We start from the raw sequence: 17,450 nt of genomic DNA, 5'->3' as shown, positions 1-17,450 counted from the left end.
TGCGAGAACCGCTTCACGCCTTCGATCGATGACAGTTTGAATCGCCGATTTTTGGACCCGACCTCGCTGGGAATCAGGTCATATATGTCACGGATGGTCAGCCTAAGATCTGGCGGAGCATACTTTGCGATATCGTCATGGTACAACGAATGGAGATCGCGATGTATTTTCCGTACCTCTTCAATGTTGCGAGTGGCCAAAAAAGCGTTGACGGCGTCAGGCATGCCTCCCACCACCACATACTGGCGAAATAGGCTGAGCAGGCGGTCGTACAGATAGTCTGGAAGCGCTTTTTCTTCCTCGAGATGGTTTCTCAGCATGTCAAAAGCAACCGATGCAACGCCGTTAGCCCAGCAAAACTCTTCGAAATCAAGCGGATACATCTGAATCTGCTCGACATATCCGACAGGAAGAGAATCGATGCCCTCGAGTTCCACACCAAGTAATGACCCTGTGAGGATGAAACGGAAATCTCCACGCTGCACGAGATATTTGATAAACGTTACTATGTTGGGACACTGCTGAACCTCGTCGATAACTACGACAGTCTTTCGCGCAATCATAGGTTCAACTGCGGCGATGGTCATTCGCATCAGAAGTTCGTCGGCGCTTTTCGCTGCCGAAAACGAATCGCGTACAGAAATATCTTCAATTAAGTCGAATGCTACGACATGCTCAAACGATTCTCTTGCGAAAGCACTGACCAGAAAAGACTTGCCCACTTGTCGAGCGCCTTTGACAAGCAAAGCTTTATTGGGCGATGAATCGAGCCAGGACTGAAACTGCGCCTTCGCTTTTCTGTCGAGCATCATATTCCTCCCTTTTGAGTGTGATTGATATAATAGAATACACTTTTCCGAATTTTATAGGCATGTGATATTACACTTTTCCGAAATTTGAAGACATGAAATACCGCACTTTTCTGAATTTATAATCAAGCGCATCTTCGGGGAAGCGAAACCCGAATTCGTGGTCAACTGCCGTTTGTCCTCCAGACGAGGTGGGAAGGCACCGCGCCAGGATGCGCAATCATTGCAGAATCAAAATTGTCGTGCGACAAATGCGTCTCTCAGGCAAAACATATGGTAGATTATCGTTGGCAAAAGGAACAAGGCGGTAACAAGGAAGGGGCTGCGTGGTTTTCAGCAAGTTGATAGCCATCTACCTCTTCCTAGGCGGAACCGCCGCCGGTGCCTTCGCGCTCACCGCCCTCTTCGACGTTATCAAGGCCGTGAAAGATCATCGCCGCGGCGAGTACGGCAGAACGTTTCTTGCCCCGCAATCGGTGATTTCAGAGCCAACGTACAAGCGCATTCGCCGATTTGTGTACGGCACCGCGCTGATCGTCGTCCTCACAGGCGAGTTATGCCTGGTCGCAGACCTAGGACGTCCCGAAGCATTTTTCTTCCTGTTCCTGTACCCGACGAGCAGCCTGGTCTCCATCGGCGCTTTCGCTTTGACGCTGCTCACCGTCTTCCTGGTAATCTCCCTTGCCGACACCATTTTCGTGCTGCCGAAATGGGCGCGCGCCGTATCGTTCGCCGCAAAGGCGATAGGCCTTCCTGTTGCGGTCATCGTGATGGTCTACACTGGCTTGCTTCTTCAAAGCGTTATCTCGGTCGAAGTCTGGCAGTCGGCGTGGCTACCCGCTCTGTTCGCGGCATCGGCGCTCTCGTGCGGTTGCGCAGTGATCATGCTTGCGGCCTGCACCTGCGAAGATGTGCGCGTGACTCGTATCATGGCACGCTTGCTCGCCTGGATCGACATCGCGTTCATCCTGATCGAGATAGTCTCCATAGTTGCTTTGCTTGCCTTCGGGAAGGGGAGCGCCTCCATGGCGGTCATGCGGCTTCTCGAAGGCGACCTGTCGACTACGTTTTGGGCAGGTTTCGTCGCCTGCGGACTTGCGATTCCCCTTGTTGCGGAAGCGGTTTTCCTGGCGCGCAAGCGGGAGATTCCCACTCCGGGTGCGGCGGGAATTGCCACATTGGCGCTGGTCGGAGGGCTTTGCCTTCGAATCGCCATCGTCGCATGCGGCGTGGCGCCTTCGCCATAGCAGGCGAGCGGGACAGGCTCGCAAAAGCGGGCTTGCAGCATATGAGGTAAGTGCAAGAAAAGGGAAACGTGAAGCAGCAGATTAAAGAAGTACCGCCGTTTTCGTTCGATGAGTCCAGCGATTTGCCGCTGTGGGTGCAGCTACGCAATCGTATGGCCTACCTTATCACGTCAGGCTTCTACAAGCCGGGCGAGAAGCTGCCGACAGTGCGCAAATATGCAGCTGAACTGCGCATTGCGTACAACACGGTGAGCAAGGCCTACATGGGGCTCGAGCGCGACGGCTACGTGACCACGGTGCGCGGCAGCGGTGTGTTCGTGAACGATCCGGACGCTATCTTAAAACCTGCGCCGGAGGTGGACGCGCTTGTCGAAGAGTTCGTGAAAGGATGCCTCGAAAACGGCATGGCATATGATGACATTCCGAAGATGGTGTCTTCGTGCGTGAGGAGGATGAAAAAGGATCATGAGAAAGTTCAAGGATAAGACCCACCCTCAGGGGCAGAAGGACACGTATCGCCGCTCCGAAATGGAGTTCGGCGTTGCGGCGGACGCATATCGCTCCGACCCGACGAAGAAAGCCACGCGAAACGGCGCGGTGATGATCTCTGTGGTGCTCGCTCTTGCTGCGTTCGCGGTTGCGCTTGCGGCGTTCATTCTCGCGCTCGGCAAGTTCACGTTCGCGGGAATCATCGTCTCCGTGATTGTGGGCCTCACCGTCCTGTCTTCGGTACATGTGTGCATGGACTGGGAACGCGTCGTGGTCATGCGCCTCGGCCGGTTCGACCGCCTTGCGGGCCCGGGGCTGTTCTTCACCATCCCACTGTTCGAATTCTGCACGCTGCGCGTCGATCAGCGCATGAATGCCACGCCGTTCGGCGCCGAGGAAGCCCTGACCAGCGACCTTGTACCGCTCGACGTGGACGCCGTGCTGTTCTGGGTTATCTGGGATCCCGAAAAGGCCTGCACTGAAGTGCAAGATTGCCACTTCGCCGTGGCGCTTTCCGCGCAAACGGCCCTGCGTGATGCCATCGGCCGCGCGTCGCTCCAGAACGTGGTCATGCGCCGACATCAGCTTGACCAGGAGCTTCGCGAAGCCGTGGAGCAGAAGGTGTCGGATTGGGGCATCTCCATCGTGTCGGTCGAGGTCCGCGACCTCATCATCCCCAAGGAGCTTCAGAATGTGATCTCGCTTGAAGCTCAGGCCGAATGCCGCAGGAGCGCGCGTATTACGCTGATGGAGGCCGAGAAGGACATCTCCGCGATCCTCGACGACGTCGCGCAATCGTACAGCCACGACGACATCGCCCTGACGCTGCGCAAGATGCACCTCACCTACGAGGGCATGCAGGACAACGACGGGGCACTGGTGGTCCCCAGTGCTTACAGCGACGGCTTCAACGCTAAGCCGGGCGAGGAGCCGATGAAGTAGATAGCGAAAGCCCCAATCATCCACAAGATAGAATAATTACACGTGAAATTGTCGCACGACACTATTGATTGTCGTGCGACAATTTTGTTACAATCCACCAAAAGGATCACCAGCTGAGATCCTGGGCAAATATTCGGTGAAAGGTCATCTTTGTCGCCACATGGATGAACTGCTTGTCGAATAGGCGAAACGTGCGGGCGAGGCGCGTTCCGCAAAGCAGGGTTGCCCGCACGACGCGGGCGCCAAAGAGATACTAAGGGGGGAAACATGGGTCTTGAATCCTTATTCCTGTTCACGTTGCTGGGAGGGCTAGCGGCAGGAGCCTACGTGTTCGAAACTTGCTTCCAGCGCACCCGCAAGGGCGAGCGTCCGTGGCTCGTTCCTCTGGTCGTTGTGGTGCTGTTCGCCATCGGCATGATCGCCGCCGCGACGCACGTCCACAGCCTTTCCCGCGCATTTGCTTCCATCGGCGCGGGCACGGTCAACTTCGGCTCCGGCATGGTCAAGGAAGTGCTGCTTGCAGGCATCTTCTTCATTCTGGCGCTTATCGACCTCATCATCACCTTCGTGAAGAAGAACAGCCCGTTCGCTCTGCGCGTTATCGGCGCGATTGCGGCGGTGCTCGTCATCGTGCTCATGGGCACGGCCTACATCGATGTATACGGCAACGCTGTGTGGAGCAACGCTCCCGCGACTGTTCTTACGTTCGTCGCAGGTGCGTTGGCGATGGGCCTTGGCCTGTGCGCCGCTTTCGGTTCGGCTGACATTGCCGAGAAGCCGGTCATGTACACGCTGGTCGCCGTCGACGTCGTGCTCGCCGTCGGTCTGGCGCTCGAGATCGCCGCTTTCTCCGGCGCGGGCTTGAACCCGGCCATGCAGATCGCGGGCCTGGTCATCGCTCCGGTTGCGTCCGCGATCCTGGTGTTTGCCGGCGCAAAGTTCAACAACAAGAAAATGCTCGCGATCGTCGTGTGCGCCCTGCTGGTGATTGGCGTTGCCATTGCCCGCTACGGTTTCTACGCGACCTGCGCAATGTAGGAAAGCAGAAAGGGGGAACCAACAGTGAGTACGAACAACATTTCCCGTCGTGGTTTCTTGGGTGCTTCTGCTGCTGTTATGGCTGGCGTCGCGGGTCTGGCTGCGACCGGCTGCTCTGCGGAATCCAGCCTTGAGGCCACCGACGCAAAGGGCATGCCCGTCGATCCCGCGAAGGGCGGCGAATGGACGTCTGCAGCGTGCTGGCACAACTGCGGCGGCCGTTGCATGAACAAGGTTATGGTTAAAGATGGCGCCGTGATTCGCCAGAAGACCGACGATACGCACGAAGACTCTTTCGATTACCCGCAGCAGCGCGGTTGCGTGCGCGGCAAGGCGCAGCAGCAGCAGTGCTTCGGCGCCGATCGTCTGAAGTATCCCATCAAGCGCAAGACCTGGTCGCCGGAGAACCCGAACGGCGAGATGCGCGGCAAAGACGAATGGGAGCGCATCAGCTGGGATGAGGCCATCAGCTACATTGGCGACCAGTTCAAGACCATCAAGGAGAAGTACGGCAACCAGGCGTTTCTGCTGGGAAGCTACGGCTCGCGCCTCGCGTTTGCGCCGCTTCTGGCGTGGGGCGGGCACACCAGCACCGCCGACACCACTTCCCATGGTGCCTATCTTTTGAATACCGCCGACACCATCGGCATTCCCCGCACCGACGCGGGTGTGTGCAACGACCGTACCGACATGCTGAACGCCGACACCATCGTGTTCTACGCGTCCAATCCTGCGTGGTCTGCCGCCGGTACGCCGAGCTACCACTACATCCGCGCGAAGGAAGCGGGCGTCAAGTTCATCACCGTCGACCCGATCTACACGGCATCCGCCCAGATGCTCGACGCCGAGTGGATTCCCATCCGCACCGGCACCGATACGGCGTTCTTGCTAGGTGTCGCCTCCGAGATGATCCGCCTGGACAAGGCCGAGGGCGACATCGTCGACTGGGAGTTTTTGGACAAGTACACCGTCGGTTTCGACGCTGACCACAAGCCTGAAGACTTGAAGGAAGACGTCAACTTCGCCGACTATCTGGAAGGCAAGTACGACGGCGTGAAGCACGACGCCGAGTGGGCGTCTGCCATCTGCGGCGTTCCCGTTGAGAAGATCACGTGGTTCGCTCGCGAGATCGGCAAGAAGAAAAACGTCTGGCTGCTTCACAACTTCGCCGCCGCTCGTTGCGATGCGTGCGAGAACGTTCCGCAGCTGTTCATGACGCTTGGCGCTATGGGCGGCCACATGGGCAAGCCCGGCAACTGCACCGCGAACAACTACCATGCAAACGCTGGTAACGGCGGCCCCGCCCTGGTGAAGGGTGGCAGCTCGGGTTATCCGAGCCAGAAGAACGAGATCGACGGCGTCATCCCCGGACCTCAGGTGTGGGAAGCGTGCCTCACCGGCAAGTATCGCATGGTCGGCGACTGGTACTCCGGCAAGGGCTCGCAGGCTGGCGAGGATCGCACGTGCGACATCCACTGCATTATCCATGACGAGAACGCCTACCTGCAGACCGGCCCGAACATGAAGCGCGGCATCGAGGCGCATCGCAAGATGGACTTCGTTCTGGCAAAAGCCCAGTTCATGACCACGCAGGCGATGTATTCCGACATCGTGTTGCCCGTCACCACCCAGTGGGAAGTCCCCGGCGGCCTTTCTGCTTCCAACCGCGAGTTCCTGTTCTGCTTCTCGCAGGTCACCGAGCCGCTGTTCGAAGCGAAGACCGACGTCGAGATCAACTCCCTGATCATGGAGGCCATCGGTGTTGACCCGAAGACGGTGTACCCGATCAGCCCGAAGCAGGCGTTCTTCAACAGCATCGCGGGCGCTACGGTCATCGCGGACGACGACTCCGGCAAGTACGTGCCGCTCGTCACCGTTACCGAGGCCGACCTCAAGGAGTGGGGCGTCGAAGGCAAGACCCAGACCGGCCGCGTGGGCTTGAACGAGTTCGTCTCCAACGGCGGCTACCAGGTGGAGCGCAAGAAGGACGACAAGTACTCCTCTTTCCTGGGTTACGCCTCGTTCATTAAGGACCCTGAGAAAAACCCGCTCAAGACCAAGAGCGGCAAGTTCGAGATCACCTGCCAGGCGAAGGCTGACCTGTTCAACAGCATCGGCCTGTGCGACCACACCTACGCGCCGTACCCCGAGTACCTCGTTCCCGGCACGGGCTACGAGACCACCTTCAAGGACGGCAAGATCGGTGGCGAGAAGGGCGAGTTCCCGTACCTGCTGTTCAACCCGCACTACTTCCGCCGTTCGCACTCCGTGTTCGACAACTGCCCCTGGCTGCGCGAGGCTTGGGCGAACCCCGTGTTCCTGAACGCGTCTGACGCGAAGGAGAAGGGAATCGAGGACGGCGACACCGTGCGCGTCTGGACGAAGTACGGCGAAGTGCTGCGCAAGGCGTGCTGCATGGAGAACCTCATGCCCGGCGAAGTCGGCATTCCCCATGGTTCTTGGGTTCGCCTGAACGAGAAGACCGGCATCGACGAGGGCGGCGCTGACAACTACCTCACCGGCAACAACATTTCCGGCTGCGGCGTGACCAGCTACAACAACAATAACTGCAATTTCGAGAAATACGATGGCCCTGCATTGGAAGACGACTGCTACACCGATGCACGCATCCTGAATCTTGGCTAAGGAGGGAATCATGGCTTTTGGTTTTTACTTTGATATGACGCGTTGCATCGGCTGCCGCGCGTGCCAAGTGGCGTGCAAAGACAAGAATCGTCTTGAGGTCGGAACCCTGTATCGCAATGTGAAGAGCTACACGGTCGGCACGTTCCCCAACGTTAAGTCGTACAGCTACTCTGGCAGCTGCAACCATTGCGAGAACCCGATCTGCTTGGCAAACTGCCCGACGGGCGCGATCAGCAAGGCTGAAGATGGCACTGTCGTTCAGGACCAGAACAAGTGCATCGGTTGCCGTATGTGCGTGATGAGCTGCCCGTACGGCCATCCGCAGTACTTCCCCGAGAAGGGAGTTTCCGGCAAGTGCGACGGCTGCTACGGCCTGCGCGCTGACGGCGGCCAGCCCGCTTGCGTTGCGGGTTGCCCGAACCGCGCGCTTGACGCTGGCGATGTTGACGAGCTTCGCAAGAAGTATGGCAACGATCTGGACAAGGGCACCATCGTGGTGCTCCCGAGCCCCGATCTGACCCAGCCGAACCTCCTCGTCAAGACCAAAGATCTTGCGTTCGATAGCTCTGCTGTCGAGTTGACCTGGTAGAACCCGAGGTTTCGTTTTTCGCCGCGCCGCATCTCGCTTGTGGCGCGGCGTTTTCTTGTCGTGTAGTATTCACTGGAACAGTTGGCTGCCCGTGTTCTCGCTGCGGCGAGGAGGGACGGCCTTCCCTTGAAAGGAGCGGCGTTATGCCTGATCAACAACTCGAAAGCCGCATCGGTATGGATCTTGCCCGCCGCGCGTACCTCTACGATCTGCTTCATGCGGTCTTCGGCGGTAACTGCTCGCCCGACTTCGTCGCGAAGCTCTTCGGTGCGCAGGCTCGCGAGATGTTCGCCTGCGAGGCTGCCGTGATCTCTGATGGGGACCTGTCCGTTGACGGCGGGTGCGCTCTCGCTAAGATGAACCGCTCGCTCGACGATTGTGCGAGGGAGGTTCTGACGTGCTATGACGAGCGCAGGGACCTGCCTTCGGATACCGTGGCAGCACTTGCGTCCGAGATGAAGGGCGATTATGCGAAGCTCTTCCAGATTCCCGGGGACTGCTACGTTCATATGTGGGAGTCGCCGTATGTGGGCACCGAGCAGACGCTGTTTCAGTGCAGCACGCTCGACGTTCGCGCGGCGTATCATGCTGCCGGTTTGAAACTTCAAGCTGAAAAGCAGTTCCCCGATGACCACATTGCGGCTATGCTGGGATATCTGAGCTGCATGGGGTCTCGCGCGTACGAAGCGTATGCCGACGGGCGCGATTCCGAATGCCAGAAGGCGCTGCGGGATTCCAAGGCGTTTTTGGAAGCGCATGTGCTCACGTGGGTCAACGCGTTCGCTCAAAAAGTGATCGAACAGGACGCGCGCGGACTGTATGCCGCATTTGCGCAGAGCATCGTCATGGTTGCCCATGTCGATAGCGTGCAGCTCGATTGGCTGATGGGACATATTGGCGAATAGGGATTGCGATGGATGTTCGGGAATACGCGAAAGCATTTAACCAGGTAGAACGCGATTATGAGGAAGCGGTCGCCGCTTTCGGCGTTCCCTTCGAGGCTTCGGAATCCTGTTCCCGAGAGCGTCGCGCACAGGTGGCCCGCGCCTGCGGCTGCCATTGCGAGAACGGGGGCGGCTCCCTGTGGCGCGGATGGGTATCGCCTGCGTGCTTGGCATGCCGCACCGGCGAGCGCACGGCAACGTTTTTCATTGACCTGCGTTGCACGCGCCATTGCTACTTCTGCTTCAATCCCAACCAAGATCACTACGAGTATTTCCTTTCCCACCGCCGCGATATCGTGTCCGAGCTCAACGCCGCACACGATGCGGGCGCTCAATTCGACTGCCTTGCTATCACGGGTGGCGAGCCTTTGCTGCACAAGGAGCAGGTCGTGGCCTTCATCGAGCGGGCGCGCGAGCTGTATCCCGCCGCCCACGTGCGCTTATACACGTGTGGCGACCTGCTTGACGACGTGTGTTTGGAGCGGCTCGCGCAGGCGGGGCTCGACGAGATCCGCTTCAGCGTGAAGCCCGAAGATGTCGCGAGCGCCGATGCTCCCGTGTTCGAGCGCATGGTGGCTGCTGTGTCCTCGTTGCCGCACGTCATGGTTGAGATGCCGGTGATTCCCGGCACGCTCGCCTCGATGAAGCCGCTTCTCACGCGCCTCGATGAGATGGGCGTGCGAGGGATCAACCTGCTCGAGTTCTGTTTCCCCCTCTGCAACGCGGAAGAGTTCCGCGCGCGCGGTTTCGAGCTGCGCAAGCACCCGTTCAATTACTTGTACGATTATTGGTACGGCGGCGGCGTTCCCGTTGCGGGCAGCGAAGCCGAGGCGCTGGCGCTGCTCGAGTACGCCGACGAGCAGAAGCTTGAGCTGGGGGTGCATTATTGCAGCTCGGACAACAAGAACACGGGGCAGATCTTCCAGCAAAACAAGGCGTTTCTGGAGGATGCCGATTTGCAGGCCGCGTATCCCTGGCTTTCCCTCGATGAGGGGGATAAGCTTCTGAAGTGCGCAAAGGCTTTCGGCAAGGGCGCGAAGGCGGTCCGTGCGTGGGCGCGGGCAAGTCGCGTGCCACAGGATTGGGATGATAAGGTGCCTTCGATTGCCATTCCGCTCGATTGCCTGGTGAAGGCGCGCAAGGCATGCCCCGGGGCGGTTTTCGCCGAGAGCGCCAACGTCTTCGAGGACCGCGAGGGACAACCCTACTTGCGCGAGCTGGGCGTTCGCGAAATCGAAGGCGGGGAAGACGCGTAGGGGAGCGTAAAGGGGCACTGCCGGCTCCAGGGAGCACAACCCCGAGTTCGTGGCCAACTGAGCGAGTTGTGCGCTGTCATTTCTGAGAATAATCAAACTTGCTTTAAGTTGACCTGGGGCTTTGTTTTCGAAGGATGTCCCAAGCCATCATGAAGGGGAGAATCGGGCGAAAAAACGTCGCACAACTCGTCCAGTTGACCACGAACTTGCCTCATTGCTTCAGAAGGGGTCGAAATGAGGTGGCCAAGCGCTCCGGAGCGACCCTTAGTGAGCCCAATTCGTAATGCCGCCGCAAACGGGGAGATGCATTCCTATAGCAATGAGGCAAATCATCCGACCCTGCCCCATAATCACCGACTACCGCTTTACTGATAGTGCTATAGCCGCAAGAAACAAGCAAATTGCTGAATGGCAGCAAGCAAAGAAGGAGACTGAGCATCGCCGAAGAGATTTCGAAAGCCGATAGCCAAGAAGCCTTGAATTTGGAGCTGCTGGCACTTTATGAGCAAGTCTGCGGCGGCAGGCTCCCATGGAGCGGCTCGTTCGACAAGCATATGTCCGACCCAGCCAAATCACTTCACTTCGAACCATAGGAGCAACCATGCCGATACTAGTAGTTGTAATGGCGATCGCTGCCGTTGTTGGGGCCACCGGAGCCGCAGCAGGCGTGCATGGCGGCACCAAGATAGTCAGCGCTCACGACAAGGAGGACAGTGCCAAAAAGCGGCACGAGGACAACCTTGTGATGCCCAAGGACTGCCGATACCTCGCCGAAACGGCCATGAATGATCTTGGCAAGCTTGAACTTGGGGCGCTGGAAAGCTTCGGCCCCTTCGTGGATATCGTCACCAAGTTGCAGAACGTCCCGACTTTCGACGATCTGAATCAGGCCAAGTTGGATATCCCCGAATTCAGCCAGGAGGACCTTCGCGAGGTTGCCGTCGGGGCGAAGGCCGCGTTGGGCGGAATTGCCGGTGCGGCAGTGGGCACCGCTGGAGGCATCGCTGCTGCTGGCGCGACGACCACTATTATCGGAGCACTCGGAACCGCCTCAACCGGAACTGACATCGCAAGCCTTAACGGAGTGGCGGTGACAAATGCAATTCTAGCTTGGCTGGGCGGCGGCTCGCTTGCCGCCGGAGGCGGCGGAATGGCCGTCGGCAGCGCAGTGCTTGGAATGGCAACGGCAGGAGCCGCGGTGCTTGTCGCAGGTGCGGTCATAGACTTCATGGGCCACAAGCTCAACGAGAGCACAGAAGAGCTCAGCAGACAGGTCGATGAGGAAGAGAAGGAGATCAACGAAGCATGCGACCTTCTCTCAGATATACGTCTCGCTGCTATCAAATACTCGAACTCTATCAAGGTGGTCAAAGGTAGCTACGAAGATTTACTTCGCCAAGTAAGTACGATCGTAAACGATGAGGGGAAGACAGACTGGAAGCTCTTCACCGACAAGGATAAACTCCTATTTCAGAACATGGTTCTTCTAGTTGGGCTCCTCTACAAGATGTGCGGCGTGAACCTGGTAATCGACGACGACGGAGACGGATCCGCTGTTAGGGTGAATCACGATGGAGTTAACTCGGCTATCGACCAATCGGAGGACATCAACAGAAAGATTGGCGAGCACGACTCATAGAACTGCCTCTATGCGGCTGATACAATGGGAATTAGATAGGTCAAGGCGTCACACAGGTTGGTATTATTGAAGAAGAGTCGTGGACAATTAGAGGCGGAATCCGCCCTTGAGTATCTGCGCGAACGCGGAGTATCCCGCTTCGTGCATTTCACATCGCTCGACAACCTAGAAGGCATTTTGGAAAAAGGGCTGATTCCCCGACGAACACTGGACGAAGAAGGTGTCACGTATCTAGCAAACGACCAGCTGCGCCTAGACGGCTCTGACCATGTGAACCTTTCCATCACTCATCCGAACATTAAGTTCTTCTACAAGATCAGAAAGACTTATCCAGAGAGGTATTACGTCGTATTGGCGATACGACTGGAAGTCCTTCTTGCATATACGGGCGATGGCGATCGGCAACGTTACTCATTCTCCAACACGAACGCGGCTGCCAACAGGGCGATGAGTTGCAATGTCGAGCAGCTATTCTCTGGGCAGCGCCCCATAGGGCTCAAGGACGAGTGGACGACCGACCCTCAAGCTGAGGTGCTCATACCTGGACCCATACCGCCTGAGTACATTGAGTCTATCATCCTCCCTTCTGACTACTCAAAAGATGAGGGGCGGCTCGACGAGATCAAGCAGCTTGAAGCAAAAATGCACTCGAATGGGCTCGATTGCAGCTTCCAAGTGTACGACATCATCTTCGACAACCTACGCGACAGAATACTCAAGGCCTCACCCGAAGAGAAGTTCGAATACTACTATCTCTCTTGGCAGTCAACCGAGGCCGATTACATCTTTCTCGAATCCGAAATCGAGAAACTCCCGAGTCTGTCGCATTTTGGGTCTATCGCCGTCCCGCTCGACATGCTCTCAAGTTACGCTAAGCATTATTCCGACCCGGATAACGGTATCGAATGGACGCTTGAGTTCCATAAGCCCACGAAGCACCTCGACCGATCAAACGAGGAGATCACCGCATTAGCGGTCATCGAGAAGGTCCTCAACAGGAGTTCAGTAGGCACGCTCTCAGGCTCCCTAGAGGAGTACTTCTACAATGCGGTTTTCAGGAGCGACGATTCGCGACTCAACGACAGCTCCTGGGTCAATACGTACGTTGACTGCGTATCTCAAGCGCACCAGGTCCAGTGCTCTCTCGTCGAGCTCGCAAAGCACCAGCGAATCGGAAGAAACGCCAAGATAGGCTTCGTCCGAAACGGCAGCGAGGACAACAACTTTGCCATCGTGTCACGCGCAGCGATCGACGATCTGGTCGATCTGTCTCAAACAGTAAGCGAACTTTACGGATGTGAGAGCCCTTTCAAGGGCGTCATATTCGCAAATGCAGAAGACTCACCGGATTTCGTGATCAACTATGCAGCTGAGGGCGATCTTGAGAGATATCAGGAGGCGCATCTGTCTGCATTCATGCGCTCGACCGCGCCATGCTACTACGACCCTATTCAGGTACAGGCTACTGTCCCGACGCATCCCACACCCAGCATCATGCGATTCCTCTTGAATTACATTTTCAGGTTCGAAGACTTCAGAGAGGGGCAATACCCGGCATTGGCAAGGGCTTTGAACCGCGAAGACACGATTGTGCTCCTGCCGACCGGAAGCGGTAAATCCGTCATTTTCCAGCTTCTCGCACTCGTGACACCCGGTACGGCCTTCATCGTCTCACCGATCACCTCGCTTATCGACGACCAGGTTCAGAATCTTGAGACACGAGGCATAGACCGTGTCGTCGGCCTCACCGGCAAGACCAAGGACAAGAGGGCTGTCGAGCGCAGGCTTGCAACTGGTCAGTATCTTATGTGCTATGTCTCGCCCGAAAGATTCCAGATCCAGTCCTTCATCAGCAGCGTACGTAATTACGCGAGCGAGAACCTCGTTTCGGTTGTGGCCATCGATGAGGCCCATTGCGTTAGCGAATGGGGCCACGACTTCAGAACCTCCTATCTCGGACTCGCGCGCAATTGTCGCGAGATATGCAGGACTGGCGATGCCGTCCCGCCTTTACTCGCCCTAACCGGCACGGCTTCCACTAGCGTGCTCATCGATATGAAGAACGATCTCGGAATAACCTCTCCCGGATCGATCATCAAGCCGGAGACCTTCGACAGGTCAGAGCTTCACTACCGAGTATTTGCAGCTAACAGCGAGGACAAGCTCACCATGCTTGACGAGATCATGCAGGAGTGGCTCCCCAACGATCTTGGAGTAACTCCTGAGACTCTCTACGCCCATACAGGTGATCTGAACACCATGGGCGGCATTGTCTTCTGCCAAAACGCTAACGGCTCATATGGTCTCATGAACTCGGAAGGGGCGTTGCAGTCCAGACACCCGGGCGTGTGGGATCATCTTAACGACGAATATCCCGGGGAATGCTCGTACTATTGCGGAACGAAGCCCAAGAGGCTGAGCAATATCTCAGAGGATGGATGGGCAAAGGACAAGGCGGAGCAAGCCCTTAAGTTCAAGGAGAACGAGTCGAGCATCATGGTGGCGACCAAGGCGTTCGGCATGGGCATAGACAAGCCCAATGTGAGGTGGGTCATCCATTTCGGGATGCCGAGCAGCCTTGAGTCCTATTACCAGGAAGTGGGCAGAGCTGCCAGGGACAAGAAGGACGCCTACGCGTATCTGATTTTGTCAGACGATTATCCCGAACTCAACGACGACATGCTCGACCCAACGGAATCAGACCTGGCAAGGCTGAGGAAGCTTGAAGACGCCAAGGAGCAGTTCAAGGGCGACGATGTCAGCAGGTGCCTATATTTTCACAAGAGCACCTTCTCCGGCGTCGGCGAGGAACTCGATGTCGCACGAAGAGTATTCGAGATGTGCGGCAGGGATAACTACTACGACAAGCGATGGCATGTCCCGTTCAAAAACGCACGAAACGAGAACAGCCCTGACAGCAAGAACGTGCTTGAACGCGCGATCTACCGCCTTACGCTACTCGGTGTATTCAAGGGCTACACCGTTGAATACACCGGCTTCAACGAAGGTGAGTTTTTGATAGAACCAGTGATGGCCAATGGACCGGAGCTTCGAGAGATTGTCGCGAAAAACTACCTTGAATATATCAAGTCCTACCAGTCCGACTCGGCATTCCTGCAGCAGTCGAGGCGCAGCCTCGGGCGCGCGGTATCTGGCATCGAAGACGATCGGGAATATATCTTGCATGTCCTCAGTCACCTGCTGACCAACTTCACATACAAGGTCATCGAGGAAGGACGCCGAAGGGCGATCATGACAATGCTCGACGCAAGCCGAAAGGCCGCGCAGTTCGAATACCTCGACGAAGCTGAGGCCTATTTGCGCGAGCAAATCGTGGGGTATCTCTCCACCGGCGGCTCAGATGATGAAGAGGCGGGGCTCGCTTCGATTCTATACGACGCAACGGACGTCGGAAAGCTCCTCCGGGTCATAGACCATGCGATATCCTCGCAAGAAGAGAAAGCGACCTTGCAACAGGCATTGAGGCTATTGGAGGACTACCCACAGCACTACGGGTTCTACTTCATAGCGGCAGCGATCCAAGCTCGCGAGCAAGATGCCGCTAGCTCGGCTCGCTCGGTTCGCAGCATGGTCCATTTCGGGACAGAGTATTACGGTCTGTCTGCTGAGCAGTGCGCTCTCAACTTCATGAGATTTCTCGGATGGTCGAGTGCAGAGCCAATCGGAATCGAGATCAAGGACAAGCTACTGATCGAACTGTCAGGTACAGCAGGGGTATCCTACGGTGCTCTTCTGGGAAAACTCCCGAGAGCCGACGCTCAGACGATATCCAACCTGGATAGCCTTGAACGGTTGATGGAAAGCATAGACAAGGAATTGAGATGGATGACAACGAGTACAAAACGATAGAACAGCAAGCGCTTCAGATCGTCGGGACCCTCAACAAGCTCAAAGAGGAGATCGAGGGATACCGGGATGCAAAAGTCGAGACGCAAAAGAGCCTCGACTCACTTGACGCATTCCTCAGCGCTGTAACCGACGCAGCTGAACAGCTCGGCGGTGCCGCTAAAGACCTGAGAGAGAGCGACTACACGAAACTGCATAAGAAAATGTCCAAGGACGCAGAGGCGCTGACAACCGCATGCGAGACCTTGCAGCAGAACCTTGAAGGGGTTCCCGATAAGGTCGAGGTGATGCTGGAATCACAGCAAGCAAAGCAGGAGAAAGCGCAATCGGCGCTCGCGGCACAGATCGAGAAGACCCTCGATGCAGACTTAACATCGCGCGAAGCTACCCAAAAGGGTATAGAAGCTGCTTGCAAGGGCGTGATCGACCAGTTCGATCAGTTGCCAACGATTCTCACCACATCCCTGGAAATCCACGATGCCAAGCAGGTTGAGAAAGACAACGAACTCCTTCAAAGGGTCTCTAACCTCGAAGAGGTGATAGCGAGGATCGATCGCAACACCCAAAAGGGCTTTGGCAAGGAACACGGATAGTAGGCACCATGGCCCGTATCAACACAGCCACCAGACCGTTCTTCTGTGCCTCGAAGAGGGACGGACAAGCGTATATCGAAGATGAGATAGAGTTCGACTGGCATAGTGGGATGAGCTGGCAGGTCAGGCAGAGATCGAGCGACGCAATGCATGAGGCCATCCTGCAGAAGTTCTCGAAGAGCGATTTAGAACCAAGCGAGATCCTCGAAGTCTCTACAGCATCCCATGACTACGAAGTGGGACAGGCTTTGTCGGCTATGAATCTCATCTACACCGATCCAGACACTCTAGAATCCTATCCACTGGAGAACTGGTTCCAATCCTCAAAGGTTTTCCTCAAAGACGACAGGGAAAGAGGTCCGTATAGGGAGTTGTTGAATGTCAGGCTGGCAAAGCGCTATATCAATCCCCATCCCGACAAAAAGACCATCGAGCAACTCGAAGACGATCCGTTATTCGAGAAGATTCAGAGTGAGATTAACGGCTCGAAGATGAGTTGCTTCAGGCTGTCTGGCGAAGATTACCCCCTGCTTCCCAGAAGCGCCTTCTACGATTATCTGTATGTGAGCGCGCTATGCCAACCTCAAAACAGAGAACTGGCGGAAAGTCTCATAGGATTCAGGGTCTTCACCGATATCATGTTCAATCCAGGATCCGGCAAGACCAAAAGGTTCAACACTCAAGCACGAAGCTGCGCGATATATGTCGCACTCGCTAAACGCGGTGTTTTAGATGAGGGTGTTCCTTCGTTTCAACAATTCGTCCAACAAGCCAATTACGCAGATGAATACTTGCATGAAACAGCGGCTCAGCAAAAGCTCTTTGGTTAACTTAAGCAAAATGGAGAAGCTGCGCCTCTTAAACGCGCTCGTCGCCTCAGCGATCGCCGTCTTCTTCTTAGCGCATTCTGCACTTGGGACGGCATCGCTTTTTGCTGAAGGCCTGACCAACAGCCTGCCATGGCTCGTGTGGATCATGCTCGGCGCGGCGGGAGCGCACGTGCTCGCAAGTGTCGGCGCCACCGCCTTGATGCTGACCGACACCGAGCGCCCGCCGAGTTCTCGAAAGAAGCGCCACTTCGTGCTGAAGTGGGCGACGGGGGCGGTTTTGGCGGCAGCGATCGCCGTACATCTCTTCTACATCCTGTGCCCTGGCAGCCTTCCCGTCTTTCCCAATCAGACGAAGGTGTCTTTCTTGCTCCTCCTTGCCGCGCTCGCCTGGCATGTCGGCATCGCGACGAAGTCCCTTGCCCGTGACCTGGGAATCGGGAAGAGAACGCGCGACATCATGCGAGCCGTCTACGTGTTGACCATTTTCGTCTTAGTCGTGCTCGTGTTGGTTGCCTCTTAAATTTGGCAAGCATGCGCCAAGCGGGAAACCCGCCCCCTGTT

Annotated in this window: 14 protein-coding genes; 13 read left to right on the top strand and 1 reads right to left on the bottom strand. The window is 56.7% G+C overall.

The window, feature by feature from the left end; translation table 11 throughout:
* Positions 1-812, bottom strand: an 812-nt coding sequence (locus tag Q0G18_RS03970; protein ID WP_297149679.1) for an AAA family ATPase, incomplete at its 3' end; no start/stop codon positions are given.
* 323 nt (positions 813-1,135) lie between these two features.
* Here Q0G18_RS03970 and nrfD point away from each other — a divergent pair.
* The 13 genes from nrfD to Q0G18_RS03905 all read left to right on the top strand — a co-directional run bounded on the left by nrfD (position 1,136) and on the right by Q0G18_RS03905 (position 17,409).
* The gene (nrfD, locus tag Q0G18_RS03965; RefSeq protein ID WP_297149677.1) at positions 1,136-2,056 is read left to right on the top strand and encodes an NrfD/PsrC family molybdoenzyme membrane anchor subunit; all 921 of its coding nucleotides are present in this window, start codon (positions 1,136-1,138) and stop codon (positions 2,054-2,056) included.
* A 68-nt stretch (positions 2,057-2,124) separates the two neighbouring features.
* Positions 2,125-2,541 carry a GntR family transcriptional regulator gene (locus Q0G18_RS03960; protein WP_297149676.1) on the top strand — a complete coding sequence of 139 codons (417 nt, stop codon included), beginning with the start codon at positions 2,125-2,127 and terminating at the stop codon, positions 2,539-2,541.
* Entirely contained in the window at positions 2,522-3,487 is a 966-nt protein-coding gene (locus Q0G18_RS03955; protein ID WP_297149674.1) for a slipin family protein, read from the top strand. The genes Q0G18_RS03960 and Q0G18_RS03955 overlap by 20 nt, the downstream gene beginning before the upstream one ends.
* A 267-nt stretch (positions 3,488-3,754) precedes the next feature.
* The gene (locus Q0G18_RS03950) at positions 3,755-4,525 is read left to right on the top strand and encodes a DmsC/YnfH family molybdoenzyme membrane anchor subunit (protein WP_297149672.1); all 771 of its coding nucleotides are present in this window, start codon (positions 3,755-3,757) and stop codon (positions 4,523-4,525) included.
* Positions 4,526-4,549: 24 nt separating this feature from the next.
* Positions 4,550-7,171 carry a molybdopterin-dependent oxidoreductase gene (locus Q0G18_RS03945; protein WP_297149670.1) on the top strand — a complete coding sequence of 874 codons (2,622 nt, stop codon included), beginning with the start codon at positions 4,550-4,552 and terminating at the stop codon, positions 7,169-7,171.
* A 10-nt stretch (positions 7,172-7,181) separates the two neighbouring features.
* Positions 7,182-7,760 (top strand): 4Fe-4S dicluster domain-containing protein, encoded by a 579-nt coding sequence (locus tag Q0G18_RS03940; RefSeq protein ID WP_297149668.1) that lies wholly within the window; start codon positions 7,182-7,184, stop codon positions 7,758-7,760.
* A gap of 143 nt (positions 7,761-7,903) precedes the next feature.
* Entirely contained in the window at positions 7,904-8,665 is a 762-nt protein-coding gene (locus Q0G18_RS03935; protein ID WP_297149667.1) for a molecular chaperone, read from the top strand.
* Positions 8,666-8,673: 8 nt separating this feature from the next.
* The gene (locus Q0G18_RS03930) at positions 8,674-9,960 is read left to right on the top strand and encodes a radical SAM protein (RefSeq protein ID WP_297149666.1); all 1,287 of its coding nucleotides are present in this window, start codon (positions 8,674-8,676) and stop codon (positions 9,958-9,960) included.
* 601 nt (positions 9,961-10,561) lie between these two features.
* Positions 10,562-11,599 carry a hypothetical protein gene (locus Q0G18_RS03925; protein ID WP_297149663.1) on the top strand — a complete coding sequence of 346 codons (1,038 nt, stop codon included), beginning with the start codon at positions 10,562-10,564 and terminating at the stop codon, positions 11,597-11,599.
* A 57-nt stretch (positions 11,600-11,656) separates the two neighbouring features.
* Positions 11,657-15,469, top strand: a complete 3,813-nt coding sequence (locus Q0G18_RS03920; RefSeq protein ID WP_297149661.1) for a DarT ssDNA thymidine ADP-ribosyltransferase family protein — start codon at positions 11,657-11,659, stop codon at positions 15,467-15,469.
* Entirely contained in the window at positions 15,442-16,059 is a 618-nt protein-coding gene (locus Q0G18_RS03915) for a hypothetical protein (protein ID WP_297149659.1), read from the top strand. Before Q0G18_RS03920 ends, Q0G18_RS03915 begins: the two co-directional genes overlap by 28 nt.
* An 8-nt stretch (positions 16,060-16,067) precedes the next feature.
* On the top strand, positions 16,068-16,889 hold the full coding sequence (locus tag Q0G18_RS03910; protein ID WP_297149658.1) for a hypothetical protein: 822 nt from the start codon (positions 16,068-16,070) through the stop codon (positions 16,887-16,889).
* Positions 16,890-16,899: 10 nt separating this feature from the next.
* Positions 16,900-17,409, top strand: coding sequence for a hypothetical protein (locus Q0G18_RS03905; RefSeq protein ID WP_297149656.1), 510 nt, complete (start codon positions 16,900-16,902; stop codon positions 17,407-17,409).
* Positions 17,410-17,450 lie beyond the last annotated feature (41 nt).

Origin of the sequence: uncultured Ellagibacter sp. (assembly GCF_934636505.1) — a bacterium.
Lineage (GTDB): Bacteria > Actinomycetota > Coriobacteriia > Coriobacteriales > Eggerthellaceae > Ellagibacter.
This window is presented reverse-complemented; position numbering and strand designations above follow the sequence as displayed.